Raw genomic sequence first — 20,319 nt, forward strand, 5'->3', positions numbered from 1 at the left:
AACCACTAACTACTAACCAATACCAGCCCTAACACAAAATAGTGTTTATTCACGCCGACTTACTTACGAGAAATCATTTTCTCATAAATAAAACGAGACATCTTGGGATAAATACCCCAGTCCTTAGCATAGGCGGTATCGTTAGCACCGATCGCTAAAATATAAATAGTTTTCCCATCTTGTGTTGCCACTAATGCTGCTTCTTGTCGGGTACTCGTCGTCCAACCTGCCTTAGAATAGAAATGAACACCCGTATCTGCTAAGGACTGACCGAGAAACCCTATAATGGGATTAAATCCCCCCTCTTGATTCTTCCAAACCTCAGGATTTAAATCTCTTTTTAACCAGCCACACATTTTTTGGCTGACTTCTGGTGAAATAGCTTGCTGAAGATAACAAGTTTCATATATAAGTCTTGCAGATTGGTCAGTTGTGATTTGATTCCGAAAAGGATTTTTTGGGTCTTCGGTATTTTGCCATATCCGCAATTCGCTTCCCTTTGGACTTAACAACTTAAGAGAAGCAATGGGGTATGTCTTGTGAGTAAGAGTAATCCCTTGATAGCCTGCTTGTTGAAAAAAATGTGTGACTTTTTCCCGTTTCTTACGCCATATTTCCAACTCTTCATCATTAAGTCGGCTTTCAAATTCTGTATCGCTTATTTTATCAATAATAAAACTAGCAGCTTCGTTATCAGATTCCTGAATCATTTTAGCAATATAGGGATGAAAACCTTCTTCATCTGACCAGATACCGTTTGCTATTTGTGCGTAGAGATATACCATCCAAAACATCTTGGCGACACTAGCGGGATATTTCAATTCTTCCTGCTGATATCCTGCAATTTCACCAGTTTTAGCATCTATCAAAGTAATTGATAAAGTCTTTGTTGGAAAACCTCTATCCGCAGCCAAATTAACAACATCGTTAACAATTGCTTGTAACTCCTGGCTTTGTTTAAATGTCGGAGGACTGTTGAGGTTGTAAACAACTGCTGTATTTTCGTGCCCTGGTTGGCGAGAGGGAAGGGGTCGTGAATCTCCTGAAGACCAAGCAGGAAGTGGCGGAGGGATAAAAGATGGAGGAGCAGGGGTTGGTTGTGGGGTAGGCTGTTCTATGGGTTGTTCTATGGGTTGTTTTTGCACAAAAGGTTTTTGTATGAGAGTGTATAACCCCATAAGTAGGGTATATAACCCAAAACCCATAACCGCCAATCCAGTTGCAATCACTCCCAAGGCAACCAATCTCAAAATCACAAGTTTCCTGGCGGAACCTGTATATCTGCGTCTTCTGCGTCTGTAGTTTGGAGTTGTTCCTGGGGGATATGGGCTTTTGACGGCTGGGTTCTTGCTCATTCCCTGCTGTCTGTAGGCTGGACTTTTTCCTTGTGGTTGTGAAATTCTACTCCTTGAAGGTGTAGAGGGATGCCGCGCCGGCTTACGTTGAGGCGATGCTGTCGGTTGCTGAAATTGAACATTTAACTGATACCTTGGGTCAGTCCTTCTATTAGCACGCCTTGATTGTCTAGGTGGTACGGCAACTTGTTGGTTGCGCCTATCCCATATCGATTTTGTTTGCTGACTCACTAGCTACACCTTGATTTTTTGTATTGTTTATAAATTGGAATCTTGGTGACGGAAGATGCAGATGACAGATAGTGTGATGGATAATACCAGAAATTGGAGGAAATAGCACATTTTATTTTCTAAAGCAGTCAAGTGTTAAAATAACTCAGCAAACTTTTCATATTGTCAGGTCGCAACCATATGCCATTGGGCGTTAAGCACTCATCTTCTCCAGCGCGACTGCGCCAGTTACTTAAAGGTTCTGAAATTTTGGTTATTCCTGGCGTTTATGATTGTTTGGGAGCAAAGCTTGTTGAGCAGTTGGGCTTTGAAGTCTTAGCCACCAGTGGTTTTGGTATTGCTGCCTCCACTCTTGGGTTGCCTGACTACGGTTTTCTCACAGCTACGGAAGCCCTCTACACTGTGGGACGGATTGCCCAATCGGTTAATATTCCTCTGATTGCCGATATGGACACTGGCTATGGCAACGCCTTAAACGTTATCAGAACTGTTACAGATGCCGTACAGCAGGGAATTGCAGGAGTGATTTTAGAAGACCAGGAGTGGCCCAAAAAATGCGGTCACTTTGAGGGGAAGCGGGTTGTTTCAATGGCAGAACACGCAGGCAAAATTAAGGCAGCTGTTCAAGCACGTGGTGACAGTGGTTTGATCATTATTGCACGCACTGATGCCCGTGCCCCACTAGGTTTAGAGGAGGCAATTTCCCGAGGTCGTGCTTATATTGATGCTGGGGCAGATGTGCTGTTTGTAGAAGCCCCTCAATCTGTTGGGGAACTGCAAAGGATAGCTTCTGCTTTTCCCAATGTTCCACTAGTAGCAAACATTGTTGAAGGTGGGAAGACTCCTCAACTTTCTGCTTCTGAGTTACAGCAGTTGGGTTTCAAGATAGTGTTTTTCCCTGTTTCTGCTTTGCTTGCAGTGACAAAAGTTATGACTGCTTGCTTGCGTCAGTTAAAGGAACAAGGAACGACGGCTGATTTTCAGGACATGGTCAACTTCCAAGATTTTCAAGAATTGATAGGTATTCCTAAATATCGCCAACTAGAACAGCAGTTTACTGTGTCGGGAGACTAGGGATTAAAGACTGGGCTGATTGAGAAAGTTTTTCCTCAGTCGCCAGTCTTCAATCTCCCAATTCCTTATACATAATGCGATGTATGTCTGTGAGTGGCTGCAAAGTGAGGGCGATCGCGTTAGCTTGAATAGATATTGCGTTATCTTAATTTAAAAAACTTAAATAAATGAATCAGAGTTTAACGGTAGTAACTCACAAGCAGACTAATGCTGGCGAACAAAATATTCTTACCAAACAGCAAATACCTGGGCAGAAGTTAATCATATTGGCTTTGGAAATGCTTTTGGCATTGCCCCTAGGTATAGTCTTGGCGCAGTTTCATATTGGCGGGGTTTCCTGGATCTTTGGCGGCATTATCTCTGGTGCGGTGGTACTTCAGACTTGCCGCATTCTTTACAACCATACCCCAAAACCCAACCGGGCTGCAAGAAAGACTGGGATGGCACTTGTAGGACTCAATGTTGGCTTTTCTGTTTCTCACGGTCACTTAGCCAATGTTACCTCTAGCTTGCCTATTTTTGCTTTTCTTACCTTATTTTTACTGCTATGTGGTACTTTTATTGGTTACATTTATTCTCGTTTAAGTAAAACGAATTTGTTAACGGCGCTGTTAGCTACAGTTCCTGGTGGAGTTGGACCCATGTCCGCGATCGCAGCAGACTACAATCGAAATGTTGCCTTAGTTGCGATGGTTCAAGCCATTCGAGTGACCTCCGTAGTTTTCTTGATACCTTTAATTGCAAGAGTAGCATCTAATACTTCAATAGATTCTCAAACACTTCCCGTTCAAGGTGCTTTGTTCAACCTTGACCCATCGCAATTAGGATTATTATTATTAGCTTTGCTGTTTGGCAGCTTGGGAGTTTGGGTTGCTGTCTTATGCAAAATTCCGGCTGGCGAGTTTTTTGGTGCAATATTAGCAGGTATAATTTTTAACCCTATACTAAATTCATTACCTTTCGTAGGACATATTGACCTAGTTTTACCGCCACTGATTAATATAGTGGGGCAAATGCTCTTAGGAATTACCATCGGCGAATATTGGGGTGACAAACCAACTCTAGGAAAAAAGAGTGTAGGCTATGCTTTTATGTCCGTGGGAATGACTTTGCTTGCAGGGGGCGCAGCCACTCTCCTTGCCATGCAGTTAACTGCTTGGGACTGGTTGACCTGTCTTTTGGTCACTGCACCCGGTGGTTCAGCAGAAATGATTTTAGTCTCCTTGGCGCTACATCATAACGTAGAAATTGTGACAGCAGGTCATCTAATTCGATTGATTGCCATTAACAGTTCCCTTCCAATATGGGTATATCTGTTTAATCGTCTCGAAAATCGGCTTGCAAAATAAATTGACCTGACTTTTCACGGTATCTGGAAAACCCCTCCCCTTTGTAAGGGGAGGTTAGGGAGGGGTATTATTTTTTCAAATTGGTATGATTCCGTTGTGTTGGGTTTCGTTCCTCAACCCAACCTACGATCTTGATGCTACAAAGACCAATTCGCAACATCTCATCTCTTTTATGAAGCGCTAACCTTGCTGGTCAAAGCCATAACTTCCTCAAAATCAAAATTTTCAACCAAAACTTTTAAGAATTCCATCAAATCTGTTTTATCTTCTGGAATTTCTTCCATCAGGCGAAAAATGAGTTCATCATTACCTTGGCAAGCAGCATTGTGAAGTTGTTCAACCCATTGAGTAGGCATACTTGCGATCTGAGGAGCTAGATTAGCAGAATTAGCAACAATTTCACGATTCGATGAAACAACCCCTATATTGGGAATATCATCTTTGTAAAGATATTGCACTCCTAAGTATTTGCTGATTTTCGCTAGTAGTTCTTGTTCTTGAAAAGGTTTACTCAAGAGGTCGTCGCACCCAGCACTCAGTATTTTGTGTTTCTCTTCTTCAAAAGCGCTAGCCGTGAGAGCAATGATGATAGTTTTGTCGCCGTGTCTACTCCTATTGCCTTCTATTTTTTGACTCTCCCTTTTCTTGATTGCTCGAGTTGCTTGATAACCATCCATGATTGGCATCCGCATATCCATAAAAATTAAGTGAGGTTGCCAAGCTTCCCAAATGGTAAGCGCTTCCTGTCCGTTGGTGGCTTCTTGTACTTGGAAACCCACATTGGTAAGAACTTTGACAAGTAGCAGACGGTTAGTTTGCCTATCCTCAACAACTAAAATTCTATAAGTTGGTTCTCCTGGAGCTAAACTGATAACTTGTTTATTTGTAAACTCATCAGAAATACTTGCTGGTGTGTTGGTTGCCTGGTGTGCAAAGATAGTAAAACTGAACTTAGTTCCGACACCCAGTGTGCTGTCAACCCAGATTTGTCCCCCCATGATTTCTATAAATTTATAACTGATTGATAAACCCAGGCCAGTACCTTGACCTGATTTTATCCCAGTTGTAGTTTGTCCAAAGGCTTGAAATAACTTATCAAACTCTTCTGATTTAATGCCAGAACCCGTGTCTATCACTTCAAATAAAAGGTAGAGGGCGTTGGAAGAGTAGGGGGAGAAAACGCTAGTTCCTTTATCTCCGTCCACTGCTACGGAGACACGTAATGTTACACTTCCTTGTGTGGTAAATTTGATGGCATTATCGAGTAAGTTAATTAATACCTGACGCAGTTTGCTCTCATCGCTAGTGATACATTGAGGCACTTCTGGGGTACGCTCAAAAATAAGTTGCAAAGCTTTGGATTGAGCCTTGAGTTTTAGCATTCCTTCCAAGCTCTCAAGCAAACGGTGCAAGTCAAAGTCATTCTCTTTTAACGTAATGCGTCCTGCCTCAATTTTGGACATTTGCAAAATGTCGTTAATTAATTCCAACAGATGTTCGCCACTGCGGTTGATAATTTTAAGGTACTGCTGATGCTCGGCAGATAAAGAATTGTCATGATTCATGAGTTGGGTAAACCCAAGAATAGCGTTGAGGGGTGTTCTCAACTCATGGCTCATGTTAGCTAAAAATTCGCTCTTTGCGCGGTTGGCTGCATCAGCAGTTTCTTTGGCTGTTTTGAGTTCAGCTGATTGCTTTCGCGTTCGAGCTAACAATTCTGCTTGTTGAATGGCGACTCCCAATTGTGCCCCAATCTGAACGACCATTTTAATTTCGGCTTCTTTCCACTGGCGGGGTGCAGAATTTTGATATGTTGCTAGCAGTCCCCACAATTGGTTGCTGCAATAGATGGGAACTATGGTATAAGCCCGCGCCTGGAATTGTTCCAATAATTCTATATAGCAACTGTCAAACCCTGCTGCGTAAATATCTGGAACACAACGGTAACTTGTGCCAGAACGGTAAATGCCTCCTTGGGTATTGTAGAGATAGGTGTCTTGTATTGTTTGACTTGTATCCTCTATCTCTTTGATGACACAACTGTTTGTGTTAACAGCAGCCTGCGTGAGTTCGGGCTGATTTTTTTGTGCTACGATTATTTTTCTCCACTCTTGAGTCACTGATTCGCATACAACTTCCCCACTCCAGTCAGGGTTGAAGCGATAGACCATGACGCGATCGCAATTCAACGCTTGTCGCAACTCTTCTGTTGCAGAACTAAAAATTTGCTCGATTTCTAGCGTTTGGCGCATCCGTTGAATCACAAAGGCAATAGCTTTTTCGCGTTCTGCGCTTGAGGCGAGTAATTCTTCTGCTTGTTTCCGTTCTAATTCAGCTGCTGCACGAGCGGCAAAAATTTTCAAAATTGACTCTTTGCCCAAGTCCAGTACTAAGGGTTGAGTATCCATTACAACTAATGACCCAATACTTTTCCCGTCTGAGTCAATTAAGGCAATACCTAAATAACTTTGGATATGAAAATCTGAGACAGCTATCGTTTTAGGTAACAAAGCAGCCATTTTTTCAGGACGATCGCAAGCTATTTCCCCAAAAAATTCTTCGCAGTGTGGGTAGGGAAGGTCTGCAATGTTGTATTCAAAGCTGTCATCAAAGTTACCATCATTCCAAAAGGCAACGGTACGCAATTGCGTTTTCGCTTCATTGACAAATTCACTGACAAAAGCGTAACGTACTTGTAAAATCTGCGCCAGATAACGCACGCAAGAGCGGAAAAATTCATCGCCTGTTGTAGAAGCTGTTCCCTCAACAATAAGTTGCAGTGCGGCTTCTGCTTGCTTGCGTTGAGTGATATCGCTAAAAGTACACACAACCCGCTCTACATTGCCATTAATGTCTATTTCGGGGTCTGCATTGACGAGCAACCAGCGTCGATTTTGGTTTTCAGGTTGCTCCATCCCCATCACTATATTATGAATGGGTTGTTTGAGAGCGATCGCCTTTTGCACGGGTAGTTCTGTGTTGGGAAAGGGTGTACCATCTTCCCGTAACAACGACCAGTCACTAAAAACCTGGAGCGATTGATTTTCTTCCTTGAGATTGAGCAGATGAATTGCAGCTTGATTGCTAATGAGAATTTCAGCATTTGCATTGAGCAACACGACCCCTACTTGCATCTTACCGATTAGCATCCGAAAGCGTTTTTCACTCTCTTCCAAAGCTTGTTGCTGCAATCCTTTAGCTGTTAAATATTGATCGAACAAGGAAGTTAACAGGGCTAAGCTCAAAAGAAATAATGTTATCACTCCAATCGCTACAGCCAACCATGACGGATTGACAACTGCTGAGTTAGAAGGTAACGAATCCGTGTGGGGCGTAAAGTGAGTTGCCCACATTCCGGTGTAGTGCATACCGCTGATAGCAACTGCCATTAAAAAGGCACTGCCAAGTTTTTGCCAAATTGCCCTTTTTAATTGACTGTTTTGCAGCCTAAATGCCAGCCACAAAGATGCCATTGAGGCAACTATTGCGATCGCAATTGATAAACTGACCAATCCAAAATTATATTCTATTGTTGCTTGGAGCCGCATAGCTGCCATACCCGTGTAATGCATCCCAGCAATAGCAATTCCCATGCATACGCCACCGCCAAGCACAAGTCGTATTGAGACTGATTTACTCAGCAACCATAAAGCAATACCGGATGCAACAATCGCGCACAATAACGAGAGAAAAGTTGTATTCAGTTCGTAGTTAACAGGCTGAGGCAACTGGAAAGCTAGCATAGCAACAAAGTGCATAGACCAAATTCCAGTACCCATCGCAATAGCTCCTCCCAAAAGCCATTGCAACCGTCGCCATTTCGCAGCAAGTTTTACTCTTCCAGATAAATCTAGGGCTGTATATGAGGCAATAACCGCAATTATAAAAGAAAGTGCGACTAATTCTAAGCTGTAAGTGCCTATCATTTCATTATACATATTTGTTAATTTATCAGGAGCGCAAGATTGCATTAATGGTTTTTTCTGACGTCAATTTAAGTATTTTATAGACCATGTCAAGTATAGAATAACTCCCTGCTTAATTTATTGAGAGGCAAGAAAATCGGAATAAATTTTTCTTATTCATGAATAAATTGAGGGGCTTGTATCCACTTATCAACTTATTTTTCATACTTTTTTGGTCAATTTCAGAGTTTTTACTTATGACATATATGACTAAGGTACGCTGTGAATATTTTTTTAATATGTGAAAATGAGTAACATTTTTCCTCTCTGAACTACTTGCAGCTACAATAGCTAATCAATTTTAATCTTTTCTTTTAGCTCTGGTGAAATTGAAAAAGTCAAATTTATCTGATTTTGAAAGAAAAGGTTTTTTGTCTGAATAATCAACAATACTTATAGCAATTTCCATTTGCATGAAGTACTGCTTAGCCAGTAACACAAATTAGAAAATATTAATAATCCGTATCATTTTTATTAAGTAGGTTGGGTTGAGGAACGAAACCCAACATTTCATCACCCATCATGAACCCAACATTTCATCACCCATCATGAACCCAACATTTCATCACCCATCATGAATCCAACATTTATCATGAACCCAACATTTATCATGAAACCAACATTTCATCACCCATCATGAATCCAACATTTCATCAAAGAGAGACTTCCTCCATATCAGGAGCATTAAGCTGGTCGAGAATTGACCAAAGGTGCTGTAACATGGGTTGCAATCCAACTCCAGTGACCGCTGAAATCAGGAAGACGCGAGCGTGGGAGAGGTGATTGAGTTGCTGCGCCAGTGCTTCCAAATCCTTGGTTTCTCTATCAACAGCATCAATTTTATTCAGCGCTAAAACTTGGGGACGCTCCGTTAAACCTCGTCCGTAAGCTTGTAACTCCTGCTGAATTATATTGTAGTCTGCGATCGCATCATCACTAGTAGCATCAATCAGGTGTAGCAGTACACGTGTACGCTCAATGTGACGCAAGAAATCGTGCCCAAGCCCTGCACCGTCAGAAGCACCCTCAATTAATCCTGGGATATCAGCAAAAACTGTGCCATCACCGCTGGGTTTTCGCACGACACCCAAATTTGGCACTAAAGTTGTAAAGGGATAGTCCGCAATTTTGGGACGTGCTGCCGATAAAGCCGAAATCAAAGTTGATTTTCCTGCATTTGGTAGCCCAATAATACCGACCTCTGCTAGAAGTTTCAACTCCAAACGCAGTAACTTCTGTTCGCCTGGTAAACCGGGGAGAGCATATTCGGGGGCGCGATTGCGATTGCTCAAGAAATGTTGGTTTCCCAAACCACCTTTACCACCTTGAGCAACCTGCAACGTTTGCCCTGGTGCGACTAAATCCCCCAAGATTTCGTCCGTTTCCGCATTATAGACAACGGTTCCAACCGGAACTTCGAGTCTTAAATCCTTTCCATTTCCCCCTGTGCGGTTATTGGGTCCGCCACGAGAACCGTTTTCTGCCTGAAAGCGATGCTCGTATCGAAAGTCAAGCAGGGTTTGCAGGTTTTCTACAGCTACTAGAAATACCGAACCGCCTTTTCCTCCATTACCACCAGAGGGACCGCCCGCAGGTACGTACTTTTCCCGTCGAAAGGCAACAATACCATCGCCTCCCTTACCAGCTTCAACCTCAATTTCTGTTTGATCGATAAATTGCATAGTTAGTCATTTGTCCAGTGTCATTTGTCCTTAGTCATTAGTCAAAAGTCCGAGTGCTAATGACTAATGACCAATGACCAATGACTAATAACTAAATATAAGGTGAAATATCTTCACTGCACTCATCCGCGAGATAGGACAGAGCACGGAAACGCAAGCCTACAAGTTGTTCGTAGAGTGGGTTGAGTTTACACAGCGGCGGAATGTGAACTATCTTGCGCCCGAAGAGAGTTATATCCCGCTCAAAGGGGCATTGTGATGGTATCATTTTACATAGAAAACGAGCAACTCTTGGGTCTTGAATATCTAGTTTGTCAAGCCAATCACGTAGAGGGTACAATGCATCAATTTGATGCTTTGTAGGCGTAGGTTTTGGGGAAATAGGGATAGTTGGTGTAGATACAGCCACCTGATGTGAGTGTTCCAGTGTGTGGCGCAGGGCTTCCAACAACTCCTCTGGCTGTTCTAAAGTTTTGCAAAACTGGTGCAAAATGTAGTCTTCGCTAGAAGAATATGTCCCATCTGCGATCGCGACCATAACAGCCGTGCGGAGAAAGTTTTCTGCCTCGGGGGTATTTTTCCCTAAGACTGTAGATAATTCTTCTGGTTCTATTGGGTCGAGAGATTCTATGTTAATACCGGGAGCGAGCTCGTCGTTGGTGATGGTAGCAATTAATTCTTGTTCTTGAGTATCAAAGTCACCATCTGCCCAAGCGATAGTCAACAGCCCACGCAGCCAAGCAGCTATTTGTTCGTTAGTATATGGAGATTTTACAGCATTCGTCATCTAAAACCTCGCGAGAGTCTGAAAAGCGTGTGACTTTAGTTATGAGTGAGGGGGTTGCCCGCCCTAGAAATTGAGATTTGCAGTCATTCGCCAGCAATATCCTGGTGTTGCGGCTTGCTGGCAGACTCACGCCTCAAGCCGTTCTGAATCCATCGTAACTTGAGGGTAGAGGTAAGTTCGTGAAGGTTATTTGTCTTGCCGTAAAATTCATTGACAAAAAAGTATTGAAAATATTTTCTACTAAAAAAGGTTTAAAGTAAATAAAGCTACCAGTCAAGGTGTTGATGGTCAAAACCAAACTTAACCTGGGTGTTGTCAGGGAAAAGTTCCTTATGCCTTTAGATAAAAGGGTGGTGAAACAGCAAAAAGTTGATTTCCTGCTCTTGGAGCCTAAACGATCTGAGAGACTTGAGGCAGTGGATGACCATTTTGCTAACTTTGCTACTGCAAAAAAGTCTCAAAAAGGAGCTAATATTAATTACGATTCATTAAGAAAAATGATATCCAGGATTACATAATGTTCTACTTTGGTATTGAGCATGAAGTCGCTTTCCTTAACCAGGAAGGAAAGTTTGCTGATTTTTCTCACACAAAATTTGCTGATTTCAATCAAATTATCGAAAAACTACCCATCTACCCCAACGATCGCACTCAGTTGCATATTGGAGATGCTGGAATCAGGAAAAAAAGGTGGTATATAGAAGGATTTGAGCGATTCTCCGAAACCGAAGAAATGATTGATTGCGTCCCTAAAGGTATAGAAATTAGGACGACAATACACTCTGATATTCACAGCACCATTGCTGAATTGTCAGAAAGTTTTGGGTTACTTATAGAGGTTGCCGAACAATTTGGGTATTCACCTGTTCTAGCCAGTTTTAATCCGTACCTGACAAATTATGAACCCAATCCACCATTGAATGATTTTGAAAGAAGACAGTTACAGACTTATTCTGAAGGGCAAACTTTCTACATTCATATGGTAACCTACGGTCCCGACCTAAATATTTCAGTCGCCGATATGCCTATTGAATCTGTTATTGATATTGGTAAAAAGTTGACTTATTACAGTCCCTACATTGTTCCTTTTAGTTATAGTTCTCCTTTTTATCAGGGTAGATTGTGGCAAGGGCTTTCAGTAAGAACCTTTGTGAGAACGGGAAGAAGACCGGCAACACTAGTGTTTGTTGAAAATAAAGAACAACTAATTAAAAGCGTTCCTTCATTAACAGAAATTGCTCGTCTTCCTGCTGAAGTAGGTCGCATCGAATTTAAAGCGTTTGACAGTTGCTGTGATTTTTCTATTTATGCTGGATTGCTATCATTATTGAAAGGTCTTATTTTAGACCGCTCGCTTTTAGGTAGAGCAACGGTACCGGATGCATCATTGCATCAAATTTCAGCACAAGAAGGGTTTGATAATGAAGGGATTTTTGCGATCGCGACCCAAGTGTTAGAAGCTGCTGAAGCTGCTCTTAAGGACGATCCAGACCTTCAGTTTTTAACCCCACTGAAAACGTCTCTCCTAAAAAGAAAAACACCTGCCCATGACATAATTGAGAGTTTTCAAAGAGTAGGTTCAATCCAACAGGCATTGAAAGAAACCTATCATTTTTGATAGTAGGGGCGAACGGTTGTTCGCCCTCATACGCGAACGGTTGTTCGCCCTCTTGCATACAACTTGGTTAACTTAGAATAGAATCCTGCATCTTTGTCTGATAAACCTTAACCAATCGATTAATGCCTTTAAAACGATAATCTCCCATTTCATGAAAGTATGAGGCTGTTGAAAGCAAACTATAAGTAGCTTCACTAATCACACATTCACCGGGAGGACAGACCGCTTCCATGCGGGCAGCCAAATTGATAGTAGCTCCTAATGCAGTGTACTCTACCCTCTGAGAACTCCCAACATCTCCCACTACGGCTTTTCCACTATTAATGGCTATTCGCAATTGTAGCGGCTCTTCCCAAAAACTTTGGGTGTTGAGATGTTCCAGACGAGTCAGCATTCCCATTGCAGCAGCAACAGCGCGATTGGCATGATCCGGTTGTGGTTCAGGAGCTCCAAAAAATGCCATAATACAATCACCAATATACTTATCCAAAGTGCCACCAAAAGCAAACACTTCTTTGAGCATTTCCTCAAACAAATAGTTGAGTAGTTCGGCAATCTTAGTTGGAGTTAACCGTTCTGAAAGCGCAGTAAATCCCACTAAATCCGCAAATAAAATACTAATTTCGCTGTCTTGTGGTGGTAAACGGCCTCCTGGTAAAAATCCTACAGATATCAGTTGCTGAACAACAGCAGGAGAATGATAGCGTTCTAATCTTTGGCGAATGATTTCTTGGCTTCTGAGTCTTTCTGCCAACAGCCAGCGTTGCACGCTAGAAGCAACAAGATTGGCTAAGGCAGAAAAAAACCTCAGTTCTTCCTCACCTTCTTGCGTCCAATGTTGTGAAGAAAGGTGGGCATCAGCATAGAGAACACCAACAACTTTATTCTCATCCCACAAAGGCACCGCCATCGCGCTACGAATGCCTTTGACTAAAATACTGTTTTCCCCAGCAAACCGTTCATCATTTTGAGCATCAGCGGTTTGAATAGCAACTTTTTCCTCAAAAACTTTTTGGCAGATACTGCGGCTAATCCAACTACCATCTGCGGGCAAATATTCTTGTTGGGAGGAATTCCTTGTTGCCGCATTCATTAATTCAAGCTTACTAGACCCAGTTACATCAATTAATAAAGCCAAACGGTCTATGCTATCGAGGTAACGAAAGACAACTTCTTGAACTTGGGAAAAAATCTCCTGTATGGAGGCTGCTGCGGAAAGATTCTTTGCTATGTCTACCAAATCTTTCAGGCGGGCTATTGTTTTGTCTTTATTGGCAATGTCGCTGTCATCGCTATCAGCCAGTAACCATTGCTCCTGCAATTGTTTAACATTGCGAAGAATTGTTCTTCCCTGAGAGGTTGCTCCTACTTCCTGCTTCAATGCTAACTGTTCTATGGGAGGAGTCAGCAGAACAATCATACTCGCATCTCCCAACCAAATGACATCACCAGTACGTACCTCTTGAGGAGATGTGATTGGGCGTTCATTTAATTGCGTTCCATTTTTGCTGCCCAAATCCTCAACAGTCCACGTGCCGGAAGGGGTTTTTGTAAAGCGTGCATGGAAGCGGGAAACACCACCCGAAGGTAAACATAGGTCACATTGCGGTAAACGACCTATCGTGAATATATCTTGATGTACCGTTACCATTCTTTCGGACGTTCCTTCTTGCAGACGCAGTTTCAGTTCTGTCATGACTTATATAAATCCATTCAGGGCGCAGGGAGTGTCACATCGTTTAATAGTTATTATTTATCAGTTATTGGTAACCAGTAAGAATTAGTTACCAATTGAAGGGTCAACTTTTACCCTATATCTTTATGGCACTCGCAATCCCATTCCGACAACTGTTAAGGCAAGATAAATAGGTCTGTAGGAAAAAATCTCACTCGCGATGGTTGTTATTTGTCATTGGTAAGGTCACAAACATTTTTTGAATTGCTATTAGAGCCTTGCGATCGCCGATTTTATAGTATATTTTTTTACCTTACTTGTAAATAATTAAGTAAATTTATAAAATTTACACTTTTTTTACAATTAACTTATATAAGTTTAACATTTTTCAATATTTAGTACTTATAATTTAAGTAAGTAATATTACGAGTATAGAAGGTTTGCTAGATTAATGTCTCCTTGTTAGGATCTACGTATTATTAACAGTTAACAATTACCAAAAAAAGGCAAAGGGCAAAAGGAGTATATTGTAATCTTTAATATGACAAAGATAGCACAGTGAATTTCCGTAAAGAGACCTCAGACAATTGAAGCAATGGTAAAGATTCAGTCATTGAGATCGAAAGAGTAGCATAAGGATAGTTTTATGAAGCAACGTAGAAATTTTTTCCAAAAGTATACTCTTTTTGATAGAGGATTTTTTTCAAGAGATGTTTTGGCACTTGTCTTGAGCATATCTGTCGTGCTAGTAGCCACCCTATACCCCTTTAATTTTTCCTTGCCTAACGATTTTTCAATACGAAAGATACCGACTCAATTTGAAAGTACAAGTTATTTTATAGACCAAGTCAATAATGTTTTACTCTTTATTCCTTTAGGTTTCAGTCTCGGCACTCTTTTACAAAAGATTAGAATTCCATTAATAGGGAAAATCATTATAGTTTTACTTGCCAGTGCTGGTTTGTCTTTAACAGTTGAAGTTTTGCAAGTATTCTTACCAACAAGAGAACCAACTCCTGCAGATATACTAAACAACACTACTGGTGGATTAGTAGGGTTGCTATGCTTCTATCTAGGTGATTCTCAAAAATTAGTTAACACTTTTAGCCGTATAGAAAACAGTGAAATAAGTCAATCCACCCAAAAATTAACATTAATCTTCTTTGGATACATATTACTAACAATTGTTTTGTCGATCTCATGGTTGGGCATAACAAGTTTAAGTGGTTGGAATCCAAACTATCCATTACTACTTGGTAATGAAACAACGGGAAATCGACCCTGGCAAGGGTATATTTCTAAAGTTTACATTGCCGATAGAGCCATTTCAACAAAGGAAGTAGCGCAAGTGTTTGCCGACGATCAATATTTTGATAAAATTGGGAATTCTTTGCTAGCTTCCTACCAATTCACTCATGGATGTTGTGAACCAGATGGAACTGGAAAATCTCCTAAATTATTGCAAAAACAATTATGGCACGAACAGTTTTCCGAGACTCAAGAAAACAAAGGAGTTTTTATAAGCCCCGGTCACTGGCTACAATCAGCAACTCCTGCCACCTCTTTAAACAAAAGGATTCGTGAAACTTCGGAATTAACTATAAGCACTACTGTTGCTAGTTCTGAGACAGGTCAAACTGGTCCTGCACGCATTATCTCGGTTTCAAACGGTGCTCTTCGCCGCAATTTTACATTAGGACAACAAGGCACAGACTTGGATTTGCGAATTAGAACTTCCCTCACAGGAGAAAACGGTGCGGAATTCACGCTGAGAGTTCCTAATGTTTTTACAGATACAAATAGTCATCATATAGTCATCACTTATTCTAAAGCAAATCTCCAAGTCTACGTTGACAATATACGTAATTTGTATTCCTTCAATCTACTAGAGTTGATGACAAAGGCGCAAAAACTTTTTTACTATGCTCTTACTTTTATCCCTCTGGGAATTTGTTTGGCAATTCTCACTATCCTAGCTAAAAGAAAATTGTCTTTTTATCGATTCCTACTTTTCAGTGGAATACTGTTACCTTCTGCGATACTAGAATTTCTGCTAGTTAGTGAGAGCGGTAAAAGTATCAGTTTGAGCAATCTGTTAATTGGTGTATTGTTTACTACAGGTACTGTGCTGTTGTTGAGGCTGCGGGCTTCAGCGATGCTTAGCAAGGCAACTATCTCCAGGTAACAACAGAGTGAGAGTAGCATTAAACACAAGATTGCTGTACATATATTTGTGGAGCAATCCGGTAAAAACTACTTTCATTCTGAAAAAGTTCACAGTGCCTGAAATTTCATCTAAGAGAAGCTATTACATGATTGGCAGATTATTAGACCAGCGTTACCTAGTGGTTAAACTATTGGGTATGGGTGGATTTGGTCATACGTATATAGCGCAAGACACTCGCCGTCCTGGAAATCCTGTATGCGTTGTCAAACATCTCAAACCTGCCACTAACGACCCTGAGTTTTTGCAAACAGCTAGACGCTTGTTTAGTAGAGAAGCCGAAACTTTGGAAAAACTGGGAACCCATGACCAAATTCCCCGACTGTTAGCTTATTTTGAAGAACAGCAAGAATTTTTTCTGGTGCAGGAGTATATCGACGGGCATCAGCTTGCTATGGAATTGCCATCAGGGCACCGTTGGGATGAAAGTCAAGCCATTAATTTGTTGCAAAATGTTCTGCCAATCCTGGCATTTCTCCACGATAACGAAGTTATCCATCGCGATATAAAACCCCAAAACCTCATTCGCCGCAAGTCGGATAATAAGCTGGTACTGGTTGATTTTGGTGCTGTTAAGCAAATCCAAATGTATTCGCTCATGAATTCAAATCAGCTAAAGAATGAGACAATTCCGATTGGAACTCCGGGTTATATGCCAAGCGAGCAGGCGCAAGGCAGACCGCGTCCCAACAGCGACATTTATGCTCTAGGAATAATTGCTATCCAAGCTTTGACAGGCTTAAGCCCCAAGCAGCTAGCTACAGACCCTACAACCGGAGAGATTATTTGGCGTCAGTATGCCCAAGTTGGTGACCAGCTAGCAGGTATTTTAACTAAAATGGTGCGCCAGTACTATAAATACCGCTATGAATCTGCTGGTGATGCTTTGCAAGCACTCGCTTCCATGACTCATCCGAGCACGTCAGCAGCTGTTGCTGTTGCTGTTAAATATATGCTTCGGCACTATTTGCGAGAAGGTTATGTGTCTGCTACTAAGGTAGTGCGATCTCTACAGGAACTAGCAAAACCTTGCTATATTCCACCAGACAATACAGAAACTCCGGATGTTACATTACCACCGGAAATCCCTGCTTCTAAAGTCGTGCCGGATATACAAAATACATTAGAAATAACTCATAAAAATCCACTTACACCATTGAACAGTGCTCAACCTAAACGAACCTTTGCCAGTAAATCCCGTCGCAAATTACAATTACTGACTTTTGGCAGCGGTGTATTTGCTTTAGCTATACTCAGTGTGATTTCTGCAAATCCTCCACAACAAAAATCCTCTTCTCCAAATAAGACACAAGAGAATAAAATCCAAGAAACCCAAAATGAAATTGCTCCAAATACGGAGAACAAGACAATTCCAGAAAAAATTCCAGTAAAAAACGAAGCGAATAACTGTTTTGTCGTGACTCGCTCGTCAAATGTACGCTCTGTTTCCGGACGTAGAAGAACAGGAAAGGTGATTAAAGCAGGTACAAAAGTTACAGTGACTGGAAAGGAAGAAGGTGGCTGGATTGAATTAAGCGCTCCCGAACCTGGTTGGATTTGGAAAAGTCGGATGAAAAATACTTGTCGATAGCAGGGTTTTGCCTCCTAACTTGTGTTTGTTTACATCAATTTACTTAAAAACAGGCATTTGGTATCAGTTGGGTGGCAATTCCAAGGGAATTTCACCTAACAAACCCTTACGAAAATCTGTTAACAATTGTCGTGCAGTTCGTTCTATATCACCTTTGTAACGATGCTCTGCCAAAGCGTGTAAATATTCTTCTCCAGTGAAGGGAGTTGGGTCAACTTCGTACCGTGCTTGTAAGGGTCGTTTTGGTAATAAATTGGGATTTGTAAATTCTAAATCTTGCAGTAAATCTACGAATGCAGCAGCTACCAATTGTGTATCGTAAGATGCATCACCAATATCGTCACAAATAGCTAACTTCACCCCATCTTCTTGATTTTCCAATCGACTGGGGATAACACCAGGAGCATCTAACAATTCTATTTGGTCGGAAATCCTTACCCAACGCAGTTGCCGGGTGACACCAGGACGCGCAGCACTTTCTACAACTCGCCGTCCTAACAAACGATTGATTAAAGCTGATTTGCCCACATTAGGAAAGCCAATAACAACAGCACGAACCGGGCGAGGCAACATTCCACGACTTTTACGACGTTCATTAATTGCCACTCCAGCTGCTTGCGCTGCTTTGGACACCGCTGCAACTCCCTGACCGTGCTGGGCATTGGTAAAGTATGGAACTTCACCCTGTTGCCGGAACCATTCTGTCCAAGCTTGCTTCACTTGAGGCAAAACCGTATCCACTCGGTTCAGCACCAATACCCGTGCTTTATTTCCTACCCACTCATTTATTTGAGGATGATGTGTTGCCAAAGGAATACGGGCATCGCGCACTTCCAGAACTACATCCACGAGCTTGAGATTTTCCTTTAACGCTTTTTCCGCCTTAGCAATATGACCTGGATACCATTGGATCAGGTTTAACTTGTAGTTTTGAGTTAGAGCCATTTTTATTAAACCTGTAGGGTAGTTAACTTAGTTTAACGCATCTATGAACTACCGAAACAGGCTGTGACGGGCAAGATGCCCGTCCCACAAGATGCCTGTCCTACAAGATGCCCGTCCTACAGATGTCTCTCACAAGATGCCCGTCCTATAAGATAGGCATCATAATTGAGTAGGTTGCGTAGGTGATTTCCGGATACCATTTAACCCGGTAGAAATTAGTAACTAGTACTAAAATCTACTGTGTATTGAGGTGTATCCTCCTCAGCCATCATTTCACGTCCTATACACAGAGCGCCTTGCAGCCCTTGAATTAGTAGTTCATTTGTTCGCATTGAAAGGGCTGGGTGGGCACTGCCCACCGCTTGTCAATTACAGCAGATTGCAACAAGCCGACTATCTAAATTGCGTCGTATTGCCCACCCTACACATTTAAATAACCTTCTTTTGATAAAGGCGTAACAAGCGTTACCACTAGTTAAAGATAGATACATAGCTTATATTATGTATAAATAATCACTTATTTAGCAAATCAGTATCTTTAACAATACTTCATTTGTGAAACTTTTTTCTCTAAAACCGCAAAAATACAAAAAAGATAGCCATTTTAAATTAGAGGTAAAGGTAAAGAAGTTAGCAGGAAAGTAGAGTGAAAAAATGGTTAATTTTACTTAATGTTTGTTTAAAGTCCATTGAAAATTTGATACTTATACTGATATTTTAAAATTTAAAGGAATAAATTTTATATATCCGCTACTAACTTAAGATGTTTCATCAAAAATTGTAGCTAAGTTCTCCTGCAGTTTTTTAGAGAGTTTCATGATGAAATACTCCTAATGTTGTATTCCAAATTAAATAGTAAAAAAATGGTTAATTGGATAGAGAGAACAGTAATTGTCATACACAAATCCAAATAAGCCATTTAGGGAATCTAGGTATAGAGAATGAGATAGCCCTAAATGAAATATAAATTTCTAAGTTACATTTAACTAATAACATCAAGATTTATGGGATTCAATTCTAAATTGCTAGCAACAGTGATTGGATTATCGATGGTTGTTGTGCAGACGCAAGTTGCTGCTGCACTTTCTCAAATCCAAATTGATGAGATAGCACAAGCGATTACTGTACTCATTGATGCTGGAGATGCGGGTTCTGGTTCTGGGGTAATTATTAAAAAACAAGGAGATGTTTACTCTGTTATTACAACCGCACACGTAATTGCTAGTGAAAAGGTTAAATATGAAATTGTAACCCCTGATAATCGCCGATATTTGCTTGACTACAGTACGGTTAAAAAGTTACCAAAAGTAGATCTGGCTGTTTTACAGTTTACAAGCAAAACAAATTATAGAGTTGCGAATCTTGGAAATTCAGATAAAATTCAACGAAATGCAAAGGTTTATGTTGCTGGGTTTCCCGGACGCTCGGCTACAATTCAGCGTCCAATTTACAATTTTATTCCCGGACAGGTGATTGCAAATGCTTTGCGATCGCAACCTGTATCTGATAGCGGTTACAATCTAGTTTATGATAATTCAACTTTACCAGGAATGAGCGGTGGTCCAGTATTGAACGAACGAGGAGAGGTGATTGGAATTCATGGTAGAGGAGAAATTTTTCACTACGCCACTCCAAAGATAAATCCTCAAGTTGCTTTTGTTTATACAGGTAGAAGTCTTGGTATTCCAATCAAGACATTTTTGCAATTAACTGGTAGGGTTGAAACAAGTACAATTCCAAGTTTTCCTGAAATTCCCATTGCAGCATCTGATTGATAAGCAATTCAAAAAGTTAGCAATTTGCTGGTAAATTCTCACAAAGTT

The 20,319-nt window shown here is 41.1% G+C and carries 12 protein-coding genes and 2 pseudogenes; 7 read left to right on the forward strand and 7 right to left on the reverse strand.

Features of this window, described 5'->3' with window-relative positions; translation table 11 throughout:
* Nucleotides 1-59: 59 nt before the first annotated feature.
* Nucleotides 60-1,586 carry a serine hydrolase gene (locus ACYRY3_RS28725; protein WP_460205086.1) on the reverse strand — a complete coding sequence of 509 codons (1,527 nt, stop codon included), beginning with the start codon at nucleotides 1,584-1,586 and terminating at the stop codon, nucleotides 60-62.
* A 180-nt stretch (nucleotides 1,587-1,766) separates the two neighbouring features.
* Between ACYRY3_RS28725 and ACYRY3_RS28730 the strand changes: the two genes are divergently transcribed.
* Nucleotides 1,767-2,660 carry an isocitrate lyase/PEP mutase family protein gene (locus ACYRY3_RS28730; RefSeq protein WP_460205087.1) on the forward strand — a complete coding sequence of 298 codons (894 nt, stop codon included), beginning with the start codon at nucleotides 1,767-1,769 and terminating at the stop codon, nucleotides 2,658-2,660.
* Nucleotides 2,661-2,827: 167 nt separating this feature from the next.
* Complete coding sequence (locus tag ACYRY3_RS28735) at nucleotides 2,828-4,009, forward strand: AbrB family transcriptional regulator (protein WP_460205088.1); 1,182 nt, start codon at nucleotides 2,828-2,830, stop codon at nucleotides 4,007-4,009.
* Nucleotides 4,010-4,446: 437 nt separating this feature from the next.
* Here the strand turns inward: ACYRY3_RS28735 and ACYRY3_RS28740 are convergent.
* The 4 genes and pseudogenes from ACYRY3_RS28740 to ACYRY3_RS28755 all read right to left on the reverse strand — a co-directional run.
* Nucleotides 4,447-6,336, reverse strand: a pseudogene (locus ACYRY3_RS28740) (GAF domain-containing hybrid sensor histidine kinase/response regulator); the annotation flags it as partial.
* Nucleotides 6,337-7,449: 1,113 nt separating this feature from the next.
* Nucleotides 7,450-7,980 (reverse strand): annotated as a pseudogene (locus tag ACYRY3_RS28745) (MHYT domain-containing protein); the annotation flags it as partial.
* 647 nt (nucleotides 7,981-8,627) lie between these two features.
* A complete protein-coding gene (gene obgE, locus ACYRY3_RS28750) occupies nucleotides 8,628-9,656 on the reverse strand; it encodes a GTPase ObgE (RefSeq protein ID WP_460205089.1) in 1,029 nt (342 codons plus the stop codon).
* Between the two features lie 91 nt (nucleotides 9,657-9,747).
* Nucleotides 9,748-10,443, reverse strand: a complete 696-nt coding sequence (locus ACYRY3_RS28755; RefSeq protein WP_460205090.1) for a Mo-dependent nitrogenase C-terminal domain-containing protein — start codon at nucleotides 10,441-10,443, stop codon at nucleotides 9,748-9,750.
* Between the two features lie 332 nt (nucleotides 10,444-10,775).
* On the opposite strand from ACYRY3_RS28755, the gene ACYRY3_RS28760 reads away from it, so the two are divergent.
* Nucleotides 10,776-10,961, forward strand: coding sequence for a hypothetical protein (locus ACYRY3_RS28760; RefSeq protein ID WP_460205091.1), 186 nt, complete (start codon nucleotides 10,776-10,778; stop codon nucleotides 10,959-10,961).
* A complete protein-coding gene (locus ACYRY3_RS28765) occupies nucleotides 10,961-12,061 on the forward strand; it encodes a glutamate-cysteine ligase family protein (RefSeq protein WP_460205092.1) in 1,101 nt (366 codons plus the stop codon). Before ACYRY3_RS28760 ends, ACYRY3_RS28765 begins: the two co-directional genes overlap by 1 nt.
* 67 nt (nucleotides 12,062-12,128) lie before the next feature.
* Here the strand turns inward: ACYRY3_RS28765 and ACYRY3_RS28770 are convergent, their stop codons facing one another.
* Entirely contained in the window at nucleotides 12,129-13,757 is a 1,629-nt protein-coding gene (locus tag ACYRY3_RS28770; protein ID WP_460205093.1) for an adenylate/guanylate cyclase domain-containing protein, read from the reverse strand.
* Between the two features lie 625 nt (nucleotides 13,758-14,382).
* On the opposite strand from ACYRY3_RS28770, the gene ACYRY3_RS28775 reads away from it, so the two are divergent.
* Nucleotides 14,383-15,921 (forward strand): VanZ family protein, encoded by a 1,539-nt coding sequence (locus tag ACYRY3_RS28775; protein ID WP_460205094.1) that lies wholly within the window; start codon nucleotides 14,383-14,385, stop codon nucleotides 15,919-15,921.
* 127 nt (nucleotides 15,922-16,048) lie between these two features.
* Nucleotides 16,049-17,551 (forward strand): protein kinase domain-containing protein, encoded by a 1,503-nt coding sequence (locus tag ACYRY3_RS28780; protein WP_460205095.1) that lies wholly within the window; start codon nucleotides 16,049-16,051, stop codon nucleotides 17,549-17,551.
* A gap of 63 nt (nucleotides 17,552-17,614) precedes the next feature.
* On the opposite strand, the gene ylqF is transcribed toward ACYRY3_RS28780, so the two are convergent.
* A complete protein-coding gene (gene ylqF / locus ACYRY3_RS28785; protein ID WP_460205096.1) occupies nucleotides 17,615-18,496 on the reverse strand; it encodes a ribosome biogenesis GTPase YlqF in 882 nt (293 codons plus the stop codon).
* A gap of 1,004 nt (nucleotides 18,497-19,500) precedes the next feature.
* Here ylqF and ACYRY3_RS28790 point away from each other — a divergent pair.
* The gene (locus ACYRY3_RS28790) at nucleotides 19,501-20,271 is read left to right on the forward strand and encodes a S1 family peptidase (protein WP_460205097.1); all 771 of its coding nucleotides are present in this window, start codon (nucleotides 19,501-19,503) and stop codon (nucleotides 20,269-20,271) included.
* Nucleotides 20,272-20,319: the final 48 nt, after the last annotated feature.

Source organism: Scytonema sp. NUACC21 (assembly GCF_054684315.1).